This window comes from Brevibacillus sp. HD3.3A (assembly GCF_013284375.2).
Taxonomy (GTDB): Bacteria; Bacillota; Bacilli; order Brevibacillales; family Brevibacillaceae; genus Brevibacillus; species Brevibacillus parabrevis.
The window spans coordinates 4,774,783-4,792,286 of the sequence record NZ_CP085874.1 but is presented as its reverse complement, the minus strand read 5'-3'; the positions used below and the strand labels follow the sequence as shown (position 1 = coordinate 4,792,286).

Below are 17,504 nucleotides of genomic sequence, written 5' to 3'. Positions count from 1 at the left end.
CCATTTCCGGCAGCCATTTTTCTTTGTGGTCAGTCACCGCTTCAAGACCATTCCTCCATAAAAAAAGCAAATCTTTTGCCGATGCTTTTGCAATCCATACCCATAAGCGTTCATAATAGAAGCAATACATTCAGGATGTGATCACGCTTGCAAATCATTGTATATGACCTGGAAACGACACTGACTCATCAAAAAGACAAGATTCCGGAAATCATCGAGATCGGAGCGGCAAAAATTGTTCCCGGACCAAACGGCGTGGAGGTAGACACCTTCCAGAGCTATACGTTTCCGGCCATCGAGCGCAGAATTTCGGAGCGCACCCGCAAGTTCGTCGGTTTGGACAAGGAAAATATGCCGACGTTTATTCCGTTTCGCAAAGGCTTCCATTCCTTTTTGGAGTGGATTGGAACCGATTCGGACTACTACCTGTGCTCGTGGGGCCAGGATGACAAGCGGCTGATGATCGAGCATTGCGCCCGCTTTGGGCTGGATTTCAGCTGGATGCGCAATTACAACGATATTCAGCCCGCGATCAGCATGCTGCTCGCCGACCGCAAGCAGATGAGTCTCAAGGATGCGATCGATTGTGCCGGAATTGTCCAGGAAGGAAGGCTGCATTCCGCGCTGGTTGATGCGATACATACTGCTCACCTGTTGATCAAGTACAACAAGACGGTTCACCTGTCGCAAAACACGCCCGAAGAGAACTATAATTTGTCCAGCCCGCTGTACATGACGTGCCGCTCCTGCAAAAAGCAGAAATACTACACGGCTTTCGGCAGGAAAAGCAGAAGGTGCCAGGCATGCTTGCAGCATAAAAAACAGTTGGAGCAAGCAACCGAAACGACGGGGGCACCGAATCACTAGCAAGCAGACTGTGCGCAATAGAGGGAGAAGAGAACATGATTCGAGACATGCACGATGGCGACATGAAAGCGGTTGTGGCGATGCTGCAACGCGGGGTGCAATGGCGCGCGCTGGAGATTGCCGCGATTTTGAAGTCCGCTACCGTGTTCCTGTACGAACAGCAAGGGGAGATTGTTGCCTGCGGCATGTATGATGTCACTTCCTTTGGTGAAGAAGGAACGGCTGAAATTTACGTCTATACGCGCCCTGAGTGGCGAAACCAAGGGATCGGTTCCAGTCTGTTCGACCAGCTTTTTCGGCAGCTGGAACAGCAGGAGAAAAGGGTGACGACTGTAGCCGCTACTTATCGTGTCGACGAAGGGGAAGCGGAAGCGTTTTTTGCCGGGAGAGGCTTTGTGCCTTTGTGGGGACAGCATCTGATGCAATACAGCGGCGGCATGCTCGCTGAGCCGACGCTTGCGATCAAGCCTTTTGCCGAGGGTGATCTGGAGCGCTACATCCAGTCCCAGAGTGATGCCTACTACGAAGTGCGCAAAGGCATCGACCTGAAGCCGTACCGCTTGACAGATTACTCCGAGCAAACGATGGAGTCGTGGAAAAAGTGGCTGCTGACGGAGATGAAAGACGATATTCACATGTTTTATGACGAAGCGGGAGCGTTCGTCGGTTCGCTGATCGTCACCCCGCACGGCGAGGCTTACGATGTGTTTGTCGATCCGCTGCATCAAGGAAAAGGCTACGGCAAACAGCTTGCCGCATTTTTTGTAAACCGGACGCTGGAAAAAGGATTGCAGCCGTATTTGCTGACCGGAACGCACAACAAGCCGGCGATTGCCTTGTATGAACGGACAGGCTTTCAGACTTGCCAGACGATGCTGACGGCAAGACGTCCGTTGTCCTGAAACCATTTTTGCCAATAAAAAAGCCGCACGGTCACGATTGATAGCGACCGGAGCGGCATTTTTTATGCGCTTGCGTTAGACTCCAAGCAACAGCAGGATGATCGAGGTGAGCGAGAAACAGACGCTGATCAGGCAAAGGAAAGCCACGACCTGCTTCGGATTGAGTCCCGTACGCAACAGGCGGTAATGAACCTGGCTCGCATCAGCCTGGTAGATCGGCTTGCCTTGCATGAAGCGTTTCATCACGACAAACAAATTGTCGAAGATCGGGACGCCCAGCGCCAAAATCGGGATGAACAAGGACAGGACGGTTGCCTGCTTGAACGCTCCATCCAGCGCGATCACGGCGAGGATGAACCCGAGAAAAGTCGCCCCTGCATCCCCCATGAAAATTTTCGCGGGCGGCTTGTTGTAGCGAAGGTAGGCGAGAGCGACTCCGACCAGGCTGATCGCCATGATTGCGGAAGTGTTCTGGCCTTTGACGAGAGCCACAACAAACAGGGTGCCGGCAGAAATGGCGGAAAGTCCTCCTGCGAGGCCGTCCATTCCGTCCGAAAAGTTGATGACAGTAGTTACTCCGAATATCCAGAGGATCGTGAGAACGAATTGAAGCCATTCCGGCAACAAAATGTACTCGCCGCTAAGCGGATTGTAGAACCCGGAGAAGGTGATCCCCGACATGTACACAATCACAGCGGCCGACAGTTGGACGATCAGTTTGGGCAGGGCTGAGAAATCTTTGCCCTGGGTTTTGTACCAATCGTCGATGGTGCCGATGGTAAGAAGGAGCAGCGAGCCGATCAATACGGCGACAGTCTGTTCCGGCGACTCTTTGGAAAACAGCAGAAAAGATGCGGCGAACCCGACAAAGATGGCATAGCTGGCCGTGAGCGGAATCGGCTCGCGGTGAATCTTGCGCTCGACGTCTTTCCGGGGCTTGTCCACAAAATCAAGGCGAAATGCCAGTTTGGCCAGCGGTGGAATCAGCACCATGACGATAGCGAACGACAGTACAAACGAAATCGCGTATGTAATCATGACCATCTCCTACGAAAAGACAGCATTTTTTTAGACAAGTCTATTATAGGAAGGATTCCAAATTTTGTCGACTCTTGCTGACGAAGCGTGGGGAGGTACCAAAAAAAGTTGGTACTTATTTCATAGACAACGAAAAAATATAATCCCTTCTAGGAGGGATCAACATGGAATATATGGGCTTATGGTTCATCTTGGGCATCATTTTTATGCTGACGTGGGCGACGAAAAGAATGAATGGCTGGAGCAAGCTCGCTGTGATCGTCTATTACGCGGTTTTGTCATATGTATTTATTGCGCGAAAAGAAGAGATTTACCAGGAGTATCATGCGCTGCCGGTTCCGAAACAGTTTTGGGACACCAATTCGGAATGGGTCGGGTTCATGACGGGCTTTTTCTTCGTTCCTTTCTTGCTGCTGCTGGTGTACAACTACTTCCTTTGGTTCATGGCCGTTTCGGGAACGAAGAAAAAGCTGCTCGTTGCGCTTTCCCTCATCCCGGCAGCTGTTGTGTATATGTGTCTGCTGTTTATCTTTAGCATGTACGGGTATCGTCCGTAGTGAATAACAGTTTTAATGCGTGTTAGATTTTCTTACATAAAATGTGATTTGTTCACTGACTTTTCTCCGTTCGTCCGCTATGATGGAGTGGAGAGGAACCTGCAAGATACCTCATGAAACGGAGGGTTCAAAGCATGACGCCAGGATTGTCGTATCGAGAAGTGACCCAGCCTTCGGAAGCGGAGCTGCGCGAATTGGCCCGGTTGTTGGTGGACGTCGTGGCGGACGGAGCTTCCATCGGGTTTTTGCCGCCTTTGACGGAGGAAGAAGCGTACAAGTATTGGACTTTGGTTCCGCGCGAACAGGTTGTTGTCTGGGTAGCAGAAAAGGAAACGGGCATCGTCGGAACGATCCAGCTTCAGTTGTCGGATCGGCCGAACGGACTGCACCGGGCCGAGATCGTCAAGCTGATGGTGCATCCTTCGGCACAGCGCCAAGGAATTGGCCGCACGCTGATGCTGCTCGCAGAGGCTCGGGCGATGGCGGAGAACCGCAGCCTGCTCGTATTGGATACGCGGGCGGGCGATCCGTCAAACCAGTTGTATCAGGCGATGGGCTACAAGGAAGCCGGGCGCATTCCCCAGTATGCAAAATCGGCGGACGGAGAACTGCACGACACGGTGATTTACTATAAACAAATCGGCGAATAGCGAAAGGCCAGGCGGACGACAGGAGTCCGCTTTTCTTGATTCAGTTGACAAACCGACCGACGGTTTGTATAGTAAAAGAAAGGAAATGGACTTCCATCATTCATGTTCACAGGAGGAGACTATGTCATCGATCCATCAAAATCCGAGCTTTCAATTGCTGCTTACAGCCACGGAGGAATTGATTCTGGAAAAAGGGTGCCAGCAAACGACGTTGCAGGACATCATGAAGCGTTCGGGATTGTCCAAAGGAGCTATTTACCATTATGTAAAAAGCAAGGATGAGCTTTTGGGCTTGCTGCTACAGAGGCGATTTGCTGCGATCAGCCAGCGGTTTTACCAGACTGTGAGGGAAGGGGGAGGGGAATTGGCGGAAGCGTTGGGGACTATTTCGCAGAGCTTGAGTCATGTTCACGACCCGCGCGATGTGACGAACCTGATCCTGATTTACTTGCTGAGCAAACGGGAAGATCCAGTCATTGGCGACATGCTTTCCCGACTGCATGCGGAGAGCATACAAACCTCAAAGGAATGGATCGAGGTGGGGCAAAAAGCCGGAGTGATCCCGGAAAGCCTCGATGCCGAGAAGATCGCCATTCTTTTTACGATGATCACGTACGGTATCAGAATGAAGACGCAAATCGCACCGGAAGCCAAAGGATTGTCCGTCGATGAAGTGCATCAAATCATGCATCAAACGCTGACAAAAAACTAGCAGGGGGGAGTTGTGCCATGCTCATTTTTTCGATCTTCAAAGTGCTCCATATCATCGCCGGATTTACCGCTTTGCTTGTGTTCTGGATTCCTGTCGTCACCAAAAAAGGCGGAAAGGCACATGTTCGCTCGGGCTGGGTGTATGTCTGGGCGATGGGAGCGGTAGCGATCTCGGCTTTGGTCATGGGCATTTGGCGAATTGGCTTTGATCCGCAAAAAACAGGAGAGTCGGTTGCTTTTGCCTGGTTCCTCATTTTTATCGCCATACTGAGCTCAGCAACGGCCTGGTACGGGATTCGCGTGCTCCGCTACAAAAATCGCAAAGCCGCGCACCGCCACGCGATCGACTTGCTGTTTCCTGCCCTGCTGCTGCTTTCGGGAGGCGCCATGAGCCTGTATGGAGCGTCCATCGGTTTTACGCTCTTGACCTGGTTTCCGTTCATCGGGATTTTCCTCGGTGCTTCGCAGCTTTGGTACTGGCTGCGCGCGCCGGGGCGCAAGCTTCACTGGTGGTTCGAGCACTTGGGCGGGATGCTCGGCTGCTGTATTGCGACGATTACGGCTTTTACCGTATTTGGCGCACCGCGTCTGTTGGGGCTTAGCTCGGTTCACCCGCTTGTCTGGTTCATGCCGACAATCGTACTCGTTCCCTGTATCATCGTTTTTTCGCGCTACTATCAAAAGAAATTCAATCAGTCGAAAAGCGTTTGAGCGGAGCGCATGGCGTGCAACAAAATGCTGTGCGCCTGCTCGCAGCATCAGAAAATTTTGCTGGATAGCGTAACTTTCCATATCTTGGGCCGTCTTTACACTTGTACAGATTTTCCCGTGAGAAAGGAAGGTTGTGAATGGCAAAATTGTCTCTTGCTGCCCTCGTTCCGTTGCGTTCAGATATTGCCCACAAAGTTACGGAGTTGGATCAGGAACGTGAAAATAACGCTTTCTGTGTCTATATAAAAGGCGACAAAGCCGAGGAGCCGTCCCGGTCGTTTACGCTGATCACGGAAGAACTGGAGGAAGCCCGCGAAGACTTTCGCCAGATTGACGAGCTGATTCACGGGGCCAACCTCGCGCATCATATTTTGTGGAACAAGCAGGAGATCAGCTTGTTTACCGCGATGCAAACCGCCAAGCATATGCGCAAGGAAGCGGCTTCGCTCAAAAGATACGGCTCGATGAAAAAAGAAGAGCTGAATACAGGCAGGTTTTACAACGGCGGCGAACAGACCATTACCCGCGCCATGTACGATATCGAAAAAGCGCGCGAGAACGGGTTGCAGCTCGAACGAAAGGTCAAGCGTCTGTCCCAGCTGATCGAAGACGAGTGCCACAAAATTTTTCTGGAGTTTCCGCAAGCCGAGAAGTACATTGATTTGGAAGACTAGGCGCATGGTTCATGTGCTTAGCTTAGAAAACGTAGAAAGCTTGGGGCTATGTTTTGTAAGCTGAGTACAGCTCAGCCACAGGAAATCGCGGACAAACGCTTATCCTTGTGCGAGACAAGGACCCCTGTGAGCAGTGCATGCTGCTCATAGAAATGTATGACAGAGCATACCTACAAAAACTATGAGAGACTGAACCAATCGCCAGACGGCTATTCGCCTGCTCGATTACTCGTTCTATACGGCTGGACAACCGCGAACACCGTACTCTCCTTTCTCGTCCCGTTTCCTGTGAATTTTCGCCATGATGAGACCTTCTTGTGTTGTGTGCCAAGGAGGTTTTTTTGTTAGATAAGGAGATGTAACAGGTTTGGCCTGTTGATCGCGGCTGTGGTGGAGGGAGGAAACAGGAGAAACCGCTGCAGGGACGTGGGCCTCTAGCGAGGAAGCTAGACTGCCCGTCTCCGGCGAAAAAGGAAAACCGCGTCAAAAGCAGCGAGATCGAAGAAGCGTACGCACGTTGCCGCTTAAAAGCGTGTTTTCCTTTTTCACCTCCGTCTCGGAAGGAGTCCCAAAGCCCTTTCGCTTGTTTCTCCTGTTTCCTCGGCCAACGGTAAGCTTTGGTCGGATATTGTTTTTTGGAGGTTGCTCAAGGGCGGAAAATCCAGAGCAGAAATTGAGTAAGTTTTTTCATGAACGGGTTGCAGGAAGCGACCGTCTTGAAGAAGACTCTTACTCATGTTTCTGTGCTTTTTTGAAACCCTCGATCACCACCGCCTAAAGTATCGGTGACGCAGACTACAAAATGTCAGCCCAAGCAAGCTTTTTGCATTGGCATTTTTCCTTGAAACTCGCGCCGACCACAACCAGCTCCTGACGAGGAAAGAGACGAAATCCGCGAAAGCTCTTTGGGATACCGACCGAGGTTCCGAGGAGAAAGCGAAACACGGTTTTAAGCGTCAACGTGAATCTGCATCTGTGAGCGAGCTGCTTTTGACGCGGTTTCGCTTTTTCCCCGGAGCCGTGCAGTCTAAGCCTACAGGGGGTATCCCAAGAAGCTACAGCGATTCGTCTCTTTCCTCGCCACACCTAAAGTATCGATGAAGCAAACTGCAAAGCGCTACCCAAGCCAGCTTTTTGTATTCGCACTTGGCATTTTTTATGAAACTCGCGCCAACCACCGCCAGCCCCTGACGAGGAAAGAGACGAATCCGCGAAAGCTCTTTGGGATACCGACCGAGGTTCCGAGGAAAAAGCGAAACACGGTTTTAAGCGTCAACGTGCGCCCGCTTCCGTGAGCTACTGCTTTTGACGCGGTTTCGCTTTTTCCCCGGAGCCGTGCAGTCTAGACCCACAGGGGGTATGCCAAGAAGCTACAGCGATTCGTCTCTTTCCTCGCCACATCTAAAGTATCGATGACGTAAACTGCAAAGCGCTACCCAAGCCAGCTTTTATGTACTTGCCTTTGACACTTTCCTTGAAACCCGCTTCAAAAGTACCGATGAAGCAATCTGCAAAGCGCTACCCAAGCACTTCATTCACTCTCGCCCCGTCTCCTTCCATAATGATTTGAAATGCCATACATATGACTTTGTAATTTTTTCATTATTTCAAATGGTGCTACTATGAAAACGAATACACCATGGCAAGAGACAAAGAGAGGACAAGGGGGCGAGCTGTCTTGAAGCAAAAAGCGTTAAGCAGATTGACGGAAATCAATGTATTCGTGCTGTTGCTAGGAATTTTGGCTGTCTGTGTTCTTTTTACCTATTTGATCCCCGCAGGCGAATATGCCCGAATCGACGTGAATGGACGCAGCGTCGTTCAGGCGGATTCTTTTCAGTACACCGCATCATCGCCGATTGGCTTCATGGGCTTTTTGAACAGCATTCATACCGGAATGGTTGATTCCGCCAGCATCATGTTTTTCGTGCTGATTATCGGCGGTTCGTACGGCATTCTCAGTGCGACAGGGGCGATGGAGGCGTTCATTTATTCCTTGACGAAAAAGCTTGGCAACAAGGAAAAATGGCTGATCCCATCGATGATGCTGTTTTTTGCCGCGGGTGGCTCGTTGATCGGGATGTTTGAAGAGACGCTGCCGTACATCGCCATTTTGGTTCCGCTCTGTGTGGCGCTCGGATTCGATGCGATGACAGGTGCTGCCATTGTGCTGGTGGGGGCTTCGGTAGGTTTTACTTCCGCTATCATGAATCCGTTTACGATCGGGATCGCGCAAGGAATTGCCGAGCTGCCGCCTTTTTCGGGGATCGGCTTTCGCATCGGAGTGTTTGTGGTCATGTATGTGGTGGCAGTTATTTTTGTCTACCGCCACGCGATGAAAGTGAAAAAGAATCCCGAGCTTGGCATTTACGGTTCCTACAACCGTGAGAGTGTCCGCGACATGTTTGGCGGAAATGTGGTTTTTGAGCAGCGCCACAAGCTGATCCTGGCTTGCTTTTTGCTCAATCTCGTCACGATTGCCGTAGGCGTGATCGAGTTTGGCTGGTACATCACGGAAATTGCCGGCTTGTTCATCCTGCTCGGGGTCATCGTCGGATTGATTGGCCGTCTGAGCGCCAATGAAATGGTGGACGCTTTCCTGAAAGGTGCATCGTCCTTGCTCGCGGGGGCGATGATTATCGGCGTGGCGAGAGCGATTGTCGTCGTGCTGAACGACGGGCAGATCATGGACACGATCCTGTACTATTCGGCAGCGGTCATCCAGGACCTGCCGCCTTCCTTGACAGCTGTCGGCATGCTGGCCTTCCAGACGATTTTGAGCTTTATTATCCCCTCGGGAAGCGGAATGGCTGCTCTCACCATGCCGATCATGACTCCGCTGTCCGAGTTGGTAGGCATCACGCGTCAGACCGCTGTGCTGGCTTTCCAGTTCGGAGACGGCATTTCCAATATCGTGATTCCTGGCATTGCAGTAGCGGGAGTCGGGATGGCGGGCATCTCTTACTTGAGCTGGATCAGATGGCTGTTCCCGCTTCTGCTCATGCAATACGGCATTGCAGTCGTCGCCGTCATATTGGCGCACGCGATTGGCTATGGACCATTTTAAGGAGGAGTGAAACATATGCGGACAATTGTGGAAACAAATCTTACCGAGTGGGCTGTCGCTCACAGACGCCATTTGCATGCTTATCCTGAGCTGTCCGGGGAAGAGTATCAGACTTGCGCCTATATCCGGGGCGTGTTGGAAGAACTGGGCATCGATATTCTCGATTTTCAGCCGCCGAATCTGGTCGGCTATTTGAAAGGGACAGATGGGCACAAGACGATTGCTCTGCGTGCCGATATTGACGCATTGCCGATTGACGAAGAAGGAGACAAGCCGTATTTGTCGACAGTGCCTGGAGTGGCGCACGTTTGCGGACATGACGGACACACGGCTATTTTGCTTGCTGTAGCAAAGTGGATGGCGGAAAACCGGGACGCGGTCAAGGCGAATATTCTTTTCTTGTTCCAATCGTCAGAGGAGATGTCTCCGAGCGGGGCGAAAGCTTTGGTCGAGCAAGGCGCGATCGAGTCGGCGGATGCCGTATTTGGCCTGCATTTGATGTCAGCCCTGCCAAAAGGGAAGCTCGGCTACTCGCATGGCGCGATGCTCGCTTCCTCTGATGATTTTCGCATCACGATCAAGGGGCAGGGCGGGCACGGCTCATCCCCGCACGAAACAGTCGATCCGACGTATATCGCAGGGCATTTGTTGATTGGTCTGCAATCGATTGTCAGCCGGAAAATCAATCCGGTAGAACCTGCTGTCATTTCAGTCGGACAAGTGACCGCTGGATCGAACTATAACATCATCCCGAATGAAGCGGTGATCACAGGCACGATTCGCACGTTTTCCGAAGAGACGAGGCAGTACATTTTCCGGGAAATGAAAAAGCTGGTAGAAGGAATGTGCCTGACGTTCGGGGGAGCGGGAGAAGTCGACTACATTTTGGGAACGCCGCCGCTCATCAATGATAAAAATCTCGGTTTGTTTGCGGAAAAAGTGATTCGCGAAGTGTATGGAGACGAAGTGGCGACGAAAGTAGAGCCAGTTATGGGGGCGGAAGATTTTGCGTTTTACGCGCTGAGCAAGCCGAGTGCGTATTTGCTGGTCGGAATGGGCGGCGCAAAGAGCCCTTTTCCCCACCATCATCCCGAGTTCGACATTGATGAAGAAGAAATCGGGATGGCAATCGACCTGTTCCTGAACTTGGTGAAGCGATTCGCCTGAGGCGACAAAGCACATATGCGGCAAGGCAAGCTATTCTCGTTTGGATAGCTTGCTTTTTTATACAGATAAGAATGTATAAGATGCTTATCCAGTGCAAGTGCAACCAAGGCTTGGCGCAGCCAAGTTTTCTAATGCTTGCCGTGGCTTTTATCCGGCATGCTAATATGGAAGGAAAGGAAGTGAGCTGACAGTGAAATGGCAAAAAGTCACGCTAACGACAACCATGCTGGAAGAGATGCTGGCCTTTTATACAAGCGTCTTGCAAATGCCGCTTTCCGAGCGTTCGGAGCACTCCTTTTCTGTACGGGTGGGCGACGCTCTGCTCGTTTTTGAACAGGTAGCTGAAAAGCCGTTTTACCACTTTGCCTGCGGGATTGCCGAGACGGCCTTTGACGCTTTAGCCAAAGTGATCCAGCAGCGCGGGCTTGTTTTGCGCGGCAAAGACGGGCAAGAGATCATGCAGTCCTACACATGGAAAGGCAAACAGCTCTACTTTTTGGACTCTGAAGGCAACATCCTGGAAATGCTGGCTTTTCCGAGCGAAGCGAAAACTAGCTGGCTGTCGATCCAGGAAATCGGGATGCCTGTACCTGATGTTCCGACGTACACAGCTTTTTTACAATCAATACCCATTCCGAATGCATTCGAGCCGGAATCAACCACTTTTCGCTTCTATGGCGACCAGGAAGGGGTTCTCGTGCTTGTCAAAGAAAGCCGTCCATGGTTCCCGACAGACAGGGGAGCTTCCATTCATCCGATCTCGGTGGAGGCGGCAAGCGATCCAGGTCAGCCAAGACATTTTCAGTCGCACCCGCAGCTTCCTTACCGAATCACCTGCTGAGTGCTGACTGGTCGATTCGTTCCAAAAGACAGGAGAGCGGCGCTGTGGTACGATGAGGGAAATCTTTTTCAAGAAAGTGTGTTGGACAGATGGAATTGCGTCACCTCCGAACGTTCCAGGTGGCAGCCGAGCAGTTGAATCTGACGAAAGCGGCTGAGCAGCTCGGGTACAGTCAACCAGGAATCACGCTGCAAATCAAGGCACTGGAAAAAGAGATCGGCCGACCGTTGTTCACACGGGTGGGCAGGCAAAACTACCTCACGCCCGCGGGAAAGCTGCTGAAGCATCATGCGGATCGTCTGCTCGCCGTCATGGGGGAGCTGGATGACGACTTGCGGAAGCTGGATATCCCGTATGGCCCGCTGGTCGTCTCCAGCCCGGAGTTTTACTGTACGCGTTACATGCCCGGCATTATTGGGCGCTACTTGAAAGACTACCCGCAAGTTCGCTTGCAAATGATCTCCTGCAACAGTGTGGAGACGACGAAGCTGGTTTGTGCCCATCAGGCGGATGTGGGAATTATAGCGGGCGACTGCCTCAACCCCGATCTGGAAGTCGTCCCGATCGGAGAGGAAGATTTTGTGCTGCTGGCAGCGCCTGAACTGCTTGCAGGGCGCGATAAGCAAACGCTGCTCCACACCGTTCCGTTCCTCAAAGACGGGATGGTCGAAAAGATCGGCGGCAATCTGTATGCCGAAATCGACTTCAAGCCGACTACGATTATCGAGTTCGGCAGCGAAGCAGGGATCAAGCAAGCCGCTCTGAGCCAGACCGGGTGCTGTGTATTGGGCGAGGCGATTGTCGAAGAAGAAATTGCGGCTGGCAAGCTGGTCGTTCTCCACCGTTTTGCCAAAAAACTGCGCACGTCTTTGATCTATTTGAAGGAACGCAATCAGGAAGCAGCGATTCAGGCGTTTGTCGCCATGACGCAGGAGATGTGGGATGACCCGAAAACGTAGCAACGCAACCGGAACGCCATGGGAGCTTTCCGGTTTTTTGTTTGCCCAGCATTTTACGCGAAAACAATTGTATGGCAGCGGGGCAGATTTTATAATAAAGAAAATCAATGAAAAAGCACAAAAAAACTACTTTTCAAAATAAAAACAAACAAAAACAACAAAGTCGGAACTTTCACCAAAGCGCCAGCAGCAGCTTGCGTGGCAAGCTTGGAGCAGTTCGAGACGCAAAGTTCCCGGGGAGGAAGCCAAATGAAAGTCGATTATCACGTCCATCTGGAAGAAGGGCCGTATTCTTTGAGGTGGCTCACCCGCACAGCAGAAGCGTTGCTATTTTTTCAGCAGCCGGACTCTCCCAGACATTCGCTTGCCTGGATGGAGGAAATGGCAGCGAGAATGGGCAAAAGAGTCGCGCAAGGCGAGTTTTCCCGCGAGTGGCTGGATTTGTATCGCGTGCGGGCCAAGCAGCTCGGCTTGCAGGAAGTCGGCGTGGTCGATCACCTGTATCGTTTTCGAGAGTTCAAGCCGTACTTCGAACAGCACATGCATCTCGCAGATGACGAGCTGGGCCGATTGCAGCGCGAGTGGCTCGATCAGGTGTGCACTACCTCGATCGACGAGTTTGTCTCGTTTATTCTCTCCCAGCAACCAGTCTGGGCGGAGGACGGGATCGCTCTGCGCCTTGGCATCGAGGCCGACTATTTTTCCGGGGGAGAAGAGGTGCTCGCTCCGCTCGTTGCCAACTATCCGTGGGATCATGTGATTGGCTCGATTCATTTTGCCAGCGGCTGGGGCTTCGACAACCCGCAGACGCAGGAGCGCTTCCTTGCGATGTCTTTGCTTGATTTGTACGAGGAGACGTTTGCGGTGGTCGGGCAGGCGGTAGCCAGCGGACTTTTTGACATCGTGGCGCATTTGGACAACTTGAAAGTGTTCGGTCATCGGCCGCCAGAAGCCGAGCTTGTTCCGCTCTACAGGCGGATCGCCGGGCTTTTGAAACAGCACGATGTCGCAACGGAGATCAACACAGGGCTGTACTATCGCTATCCGGTAAAGGAAATGTGCCCAAGCGAAAGCTTTTTGCGCATTTTGCGAGAGCATGACGTGCCGATTACGACTTCGTCCGATTCGCACTTTCCCGACCACCTGGGCAGCTATCTGGAACAGGCAAGAAATACACTGAAACAGTCAGGATACCAACATATCGCAACCTTTGAGCAACGAAAAAGGACGCTAGTTTCCTTGTAGACAAGCAGAGCAGGCAAGGATGCATATAAAAGAATCGCGCAAAATCGGGCTTTTTGGCTCGATTTTTCTTTTTCAAAAAATATTTGAAATTTTAAGAACATTACATATATAATAAAAACAAAAACAACTAAAAAACGGGAAAACAAACTAATCACACATGGAATTAGTCTTGTCTTTACCGTCAGGCAGCTTGGAAGGGGAGCATGGATCAGAAACAAAGGGGAGGATTCAGGATGAAAAAGTGGATTGGCTCTATGGTAGTGGGGATTCTAGCGGCTGCTTTGCTGGCAGGATGTGGACAATCCGGAGGTTCGACAGGGGCAAAGTCAGGTTCAGCGGAGCTGACTGTCTATACCGCTCTGGAGGATGACCAGCTGAAAGCGTATGTGGAAGCCTTCAATCGCGCACACCCTGAAATCAAGTTGAACATCGTCAGAGACTCTACTGGTGTCATCGTCGCCAAGCTGATTGCGGAAAAAGACAATCCGAAAGCCGACGTCGTCTGGGGAACCGCGGCGACAGAGCTTTTGGGCGCAGAGTTTCAAGGCGTGCTGGAAGGTTATACGCCAAAAGGAATCGAGCGCATTTCGCCGGAGTTCAAAGATTCCAAAGACCCCGCCCATTGGGTAGGCATCGATGCATTTGAAACCGCTTTTGTCGTCAACACAAAAGAGCTGGAGAAGCGCAATCTGCCCATCCCGAAATCATACGCTGATTTGACCAAGCCTGAATACAAAGGGCTGATCGTCATGCCAAACCCTGCGTCGTCAGGAACCGGATTTTTCACGGTTGCCGCCTGGATCGAGCTGTACGGAGACAAAGAAGCGTGGGGCTATATGGATAAGCTGCACGACAACATCGCGCTGTACACGCACTCCGGCTCCAAGCCTGCGAAGATGGCAGCGGCGGGAGAGTATCCGATCGGCATCTCGTTTGGCTACCGGGGGATTACCGAGAAGAAGAAGGGCGCACCGCTGGAAATCGTCTTTCCGCCAGAGGGGGCAGGCTGGGACGTAGAAGCCAATGCACTCGTGAAAAAAGCCGAGATCAAACCGGAAGCGAAGCTGTTTTTGGATTGGGCGATCTCCGATGAGGCGATGAAAGAGTACAACAAAAACTTCGCGATCATCACGGTCAACAACGCAAGCACGACACTGCCGGAGGGCTACACGAAAGATCCGCTATCCCAACTGATCCACAACGACCTGAACGAGACGGCAAAAGCGCGTCCGGCGATTTTGGAAGAATGGAACAAACGATACAGCACCAAGAGCGAGCCGAAAAGCTGATGAAGGCGTACATGCAACAGCCCATTTCCGACAACAGGCGAAAGGAGGAGCGTATGACAAAGCCATATTTGAGCATCCAAGGCATCCGAAAGACGTTTGGCAAGTTTGTAGCTCTCACATCGATCGATATTGACATCCAAAAGAACGAATTTATTTGCTTGCTCGGCCCAAGCGGCTGCGGGAAAACGACTTTGCTGCGCATACTGGCGGGATTGGAACAGCCAACGGGCGGAAAAATTCTCGTCAATGATCGGGACATTACCACGTTGCCGCCGGCAAAGCGCAACTTCGGGATGATGTTCCAATCGTACGCCCTGTTTCCGAATTTGACGGCGGGACAGAACATCGCATATGGCCTCCAGGCGAAAAAAATGTCTAAAAAAGAGGTGGATGCGAAGGTTCGAGAAGTTTTGGCGCTGATCGATCTGGAGCACATCCGCGACAAATACCCGTCCCAGCTCTCTGGCGGACAACAGCAGCGTGTCGCCCTGGCTCGCGCGATTGCCTTGTCCCCCGACTTTTTGCTTCTGGATGAGCCGTTGTCCGCTCTCGATGCGAAGGTGCGGCTGAAGCTGCGCCGCGAGCTGAGAAGCCTGCATGAAAAGATCGGGATCACGACCATCATGGTGACGCACGATCAGGACGAGGCGCTGACGATGGCTGACCGGATTGTAGTGATGAACAACGCGGAGATCGTTCAGGTAGGCACACCGCAGGAAATATACGAGAAGCCGAACAGCCCGTTTGTGGCGGATTTTGTGGGCGCGATCAATTTTTTGGAGGAATCCGTCGTCAGCGGCAGTGCGCTCGGGCAAGATCGGCTGTTTGCGATTCGGCCGGAAAACATTAACCTGATGGAGCCGCCAGCCGACTACAGCCTGAGAGCGGTCGTCTCCGACATGGAGTTTCGCGGTTCCTTTTACCGTGTGACGATGCAGTTGATCAATCAGCAAAAGGGACTGCATCCGCAGCTGGTGACGATTGATTTGCCCGTATCCCAGACGCATCGCCTTGGACTTAGGCGCGACAAGCAGGTAGCGTTTGAGCTGCCGCTGGAAAATCTGATCTCGTTTGACCAGGCGGCGGTGGCGAAGAAGACGGGGAGTGATTGACATGAGCACGCGAACCGTCAGACAAAAAATGGGCCGGGATGAGTGGTTGCAGCGGCTGTTGATTGCATGCATCGTCCTCGTGCTGTTCATCACCGTGTTGATGCCGCTTGGCGATTTGTTCAGCAAAGCGTTCATCAATGAAACAGGCGAGTACATCGGTCTGGCCAACTTTATCAAATATTTTGAGACTCCGGCCTTGGTGCAGTCTTTTGTCAATACGATGTACGTTTCCGGCGTCACCACGATCCTGTCTGTTACGCTCGCCTTTTTGTACGCCTTTGCCCTGACGCGGACGAATATGAGAGGGAAAGTATTTTTCCGCTATGTGGCATTGCTGCCGCTGTTTGCGCCGACGATGATGCACGGGATTGCCCTGACGTATTTGTTCGGGAATCAGGGAATCATTACGACCGGGTTTTTCGGAGTCTTTCCCGGATTTGAGGTGGAGCTGTACGGGCCGCTCGGGATCATTTTGTCCGAGTTGTTCTACACCTTCCCGCAGGCGTATTTGATCCTCGCGGTGTCGCTTGCTTTTGCCGACTACAACCTGTACGAAGCGGCGGAGACGATGGGGGCAAGCAAGCTGTGCAAGTTTTTGACCGTGACGCTCCCCAACGTGAAATACGGTCTGGTCAGCGCGATTTTCGTCTGCTTTACGCTCAGCTTTACCGATTTCGGGGCGCCAAAAGTGGTCGGCGGACAATTCAACGTTTTGGCGACAGACATCTACAAGCAAGTGATCGGTCAACAAAATACGACCATGGGGGCTACGGTCGGAATTATTTTGATTCTTCCGGCGATTCTCGCCTTCATCGTGGACCGGATCGTGGAGCGGAAGCAAAACTCATCCGTAAATGCGAAGTCCACGCCGTACAAAATCGTGCCGCAGCGCGGACGCGACAACGCTTTTTTCGTCTATTGCTCGCTGATTACCGCGACGATTTTTCTGATGCTCATCACGGTGATTTTTGCCTCGCTCGTCAAGGTTTGGCCGTACGACCTGACGATGACGGTCACGCACTACGACTTTTCCAAGGTAGCCGGGGAAGGGATGCAGCCGTTCTGGAACAGTGTGCTCGTTGCCTTTTACAGCGCGGTGGCAGGGACGGTCGTCACCTTCATCAATGCGTACCTGATCGAAAAGACGCGCTTCATGAAAGGAATGCGGCAGGTCGGCTACTTCCTGTCCATCTTGCCGCTTGCTTTGCCCGGGCTGGTCATCGGTCTTGCCTACATCTTTTTCTTCAACCATCCCGACAATCCGCTTAACTGGATGTACGGTTCCATCGTCATCCTGATTTTGGCGAACGTGATTCACTTTTACGCGGTGCCGTTTATTTCCGCGACGACGGCGCTGAAAAAACTGGACAAGGAATTTGAGCTTGCCTCCGAGTCGATGGGTGTTCCGTTCTACGTCACCTTCTGGCGGGTGACGGTTCCCATGTCCCTGCCTGCTATCTTGGAAAACGCCGTCTACTACTTCATCAACTCCATGGTTACGATTTCTGCCGTCGTCTTTCTTTACTCAGCCGATTTCAAGTTGGCCTCCGTCTCGATTGTCAACATGGATGACGCGGGCGATGTTGCTCCCGCTGCCGCCATGTCTGTCTTGATCGTACTGACCAACGTGCTGGTGCGGATCATTTACGAGATCGGAACGAAGAAGCTGAGGGAGAAAACGGGGGCTTGGCAAAAAAGATAAAAAGGTGGGAGA

The 17,504-nt window shown here is 52.0% G+C and carries 16 protein-coding genes; 15 read left to right on the top strand and 1 reads right to left on the bottom strand.

The features are described from left to right. Positions 1-147 precede the first annotated feature (147 nt). Positions 148-867: a 3'-5' exonuclease gene (locus HP435_RS22275; RefSeq protein ID WP_122964684.1), complete on the top strand. Its 720-nt coding sequence runs from the start codon at positions 148-150 to the stop codon at positions 865-867. A 35-nt stretch (positions 868-902) separates the two neighbouring features. Then, positions 903-1,769, top strand: a complete 867-nt coding sequence (locus tag HP435_RS22270; RefSeq protein ID WP_173599220.1) for a GNAT family N-acetyltransferase — start codon at positions 903-905, stop codon at positions 1,767-1,769. A gap of 75 nt (positions 1,770-1,844) precedes the next feature. Here the strand turns inward: HP435_RS22270 and HP435_RS22265 are convergent, their stop codons facing one another. Beyond that, positions 1,845-2,813 carry an MraY family glycosyltransferase gene (locus HP435_RS22265; protein ID WP_122964686.1) on the bottom strand — a complete coding sequence of 323 codons (969 nt, stop codon included), beginning with the start codon at positions 2,811-2,813 and terminating at the stop codon, positions 1,845-1,847. Between the two features lie 158 nt (positions 2,814-2,971). On the opposite strand from HP435_RS22265, the gene HP435_RS22260 reads away from it, so the two are divergent. From HP435_RS22260 to HP435_RS22200, 13 genes are all read left to right on the top strand, one after another. Beyond that, on the top strand, positions 2,972-3,364 hold the full coding sequence (locus HP435_RS22260; RefSeq protein WP_122964687.1) for a hypothetical protein: 393 nt from the start codon (positions 2,972-2,974) through the stop codon (positions 3,362-3,364). Positions 3,365-3,498: 134 nt separating this feature from the next. Continuing rightward, positions 3,499-4,014, top strand: a complete 516-nt coding sequence (locus tag HP435_RS22255) for a GNAT family N-acetyltransferase (protein ID WP_173597596.1) — start codon at positions 3,499-3,501, stop codon at positions 4,012-4,014. A gap of 121 nt (positions 4,015-4,135) precedes the next feature. Further along, a complete protein-coding gene (locus tag HP435_RS22250; RefSeq protein WP_122964689.1) occupies positions 4,136-4,726 on the top strand; it encodes a TetR/AcrR family transcriptional regulator in 591 nt (196 codons plus the stop codon). Between the two features lie 17 nt (positions 4,727-4,743). Further along, positions 4,744-5,436, top strand: a complete 693-nt coding sequence (locus HP435_RS22245; RefSeq protein ID WP_173597597.1) for a DUF2306 domain-containing protein — start codon at positions 4,744-4,746, stop codon at positions 5,434-5,436. A 137-nt stretch (positions 5,437-5,573) separates the two neighbouring features. Next, the gene (locus tag HP435_RS22240) at positions 5,574-6,110 is read left to right on the top strand and encodes a hypothetical protein (RefSeq protein ID WP_063230010.1); all 537 of its coding nucleotides are present in this window, start codon (positions 5,574-5,576) and stop codon (positions 6,108-6,110) included. Between the two features lie 1,639 nt (positions 6,111-7,749). Further along, positions 7,750-9,177, top strand: coding sequence for a YfcC family protein (locus HP435_RS22235; protein WP_173599219.1), 1,428 nt, complete (start codon positions 7,750-7,752; stop codon positions 9,175-9,177). Between the two features lie 15 nt (positions 9,178-9,192). Then, positions 9,193-10,344 (top strand): M20 metallopeptidase family protein, encoded by a 1,152-nt coding sequence (locus HP435_RS22230; protein ID WP_173599218.1) that lies wholly within the window; start codon positions 9,193-9,195, stop codon positions 10,342-10,344. 190 nt (positions 10,345-10,534) lie between these two features. After that, on the top strand, positions 10,535-11,185 hold the full coding sequence (locus tag HP435_RS22225) for a VOC family protein (protein WP_173599217.1): 651 nt from the start codon (positions 10,535-10,537) through the stop codon (positions 11,183-11,185). An 89-nt stretch (positions 11,186-11,274) separates the two neighbouring features. Next, entirely contained in the window at positions 11,275-12,144 is an 870-nt protein-coding gene (locus HP435_RS22220) for a LysR family transcriptional regulator (RefSeq protein ID WP_122964692.1), read from the top strand. A gap of 249 nt (positions 12,145-12,393) precedes the next feature. Continuing rightward, the gene (locus tag HP435_RS22215; protein WP_122964693.1) at positions 12,394-13,389 is read left to right on the top strand and encodes a histidinol phosphate phosphatase domain-containing protein; all 996 of its coding nucleotides are present in this window, start codon (positions 12,394-12,396) and stop codon (positions 13,387-13,389) included. Positions 13,390-13,622: 233 nt separating this feature from the next. Further along, positions 13,623-14,678 carry a putative 2-aminoethylphosphonate ABC transporter substrate-binding protein gene (locus HP435_RS22210; protein WP_122964694.1) on the top strand — a complete coding sequence of 352 codons (1,056 nt, stop codon included), beginning with the start codon at positions 13,623-13,625 and terminating at the stop codon, positions 14,676-14,678. A 53-nt stretch (positions 14,679-14,731) separates the two neighbouring features. Beyond that, positions 14,732-15,790 (top strand): putative 2-aminoethylphosphonate ABC transporter ATP-binding protein, encoded by a 1,059-nt coding sequence (locus HP435_RS22205; RefSeq protein WP_122964695.1) that lies wholly within the window; start codon positions 14,732-14,734, stop codon positions 15,788-15,790. Position 15,791: 1 nt separating this feature from the next. After that, the gene (locus tag HP435_RS22200; RefSeq protein ID WP_173599216.1) at positions 15,792-17,492 is read left to right on the top strand and encodes a putative 2-aminoethylphosphonate ABC transporter permease subunit; all 1,701 of its coding nucleotides are present in this window, start codon (positions 15,792-15,794) and stop codon (positions 17,490-17,492) included. Positions 17,493-17,504: the final 12 nt, after the last annotated feature.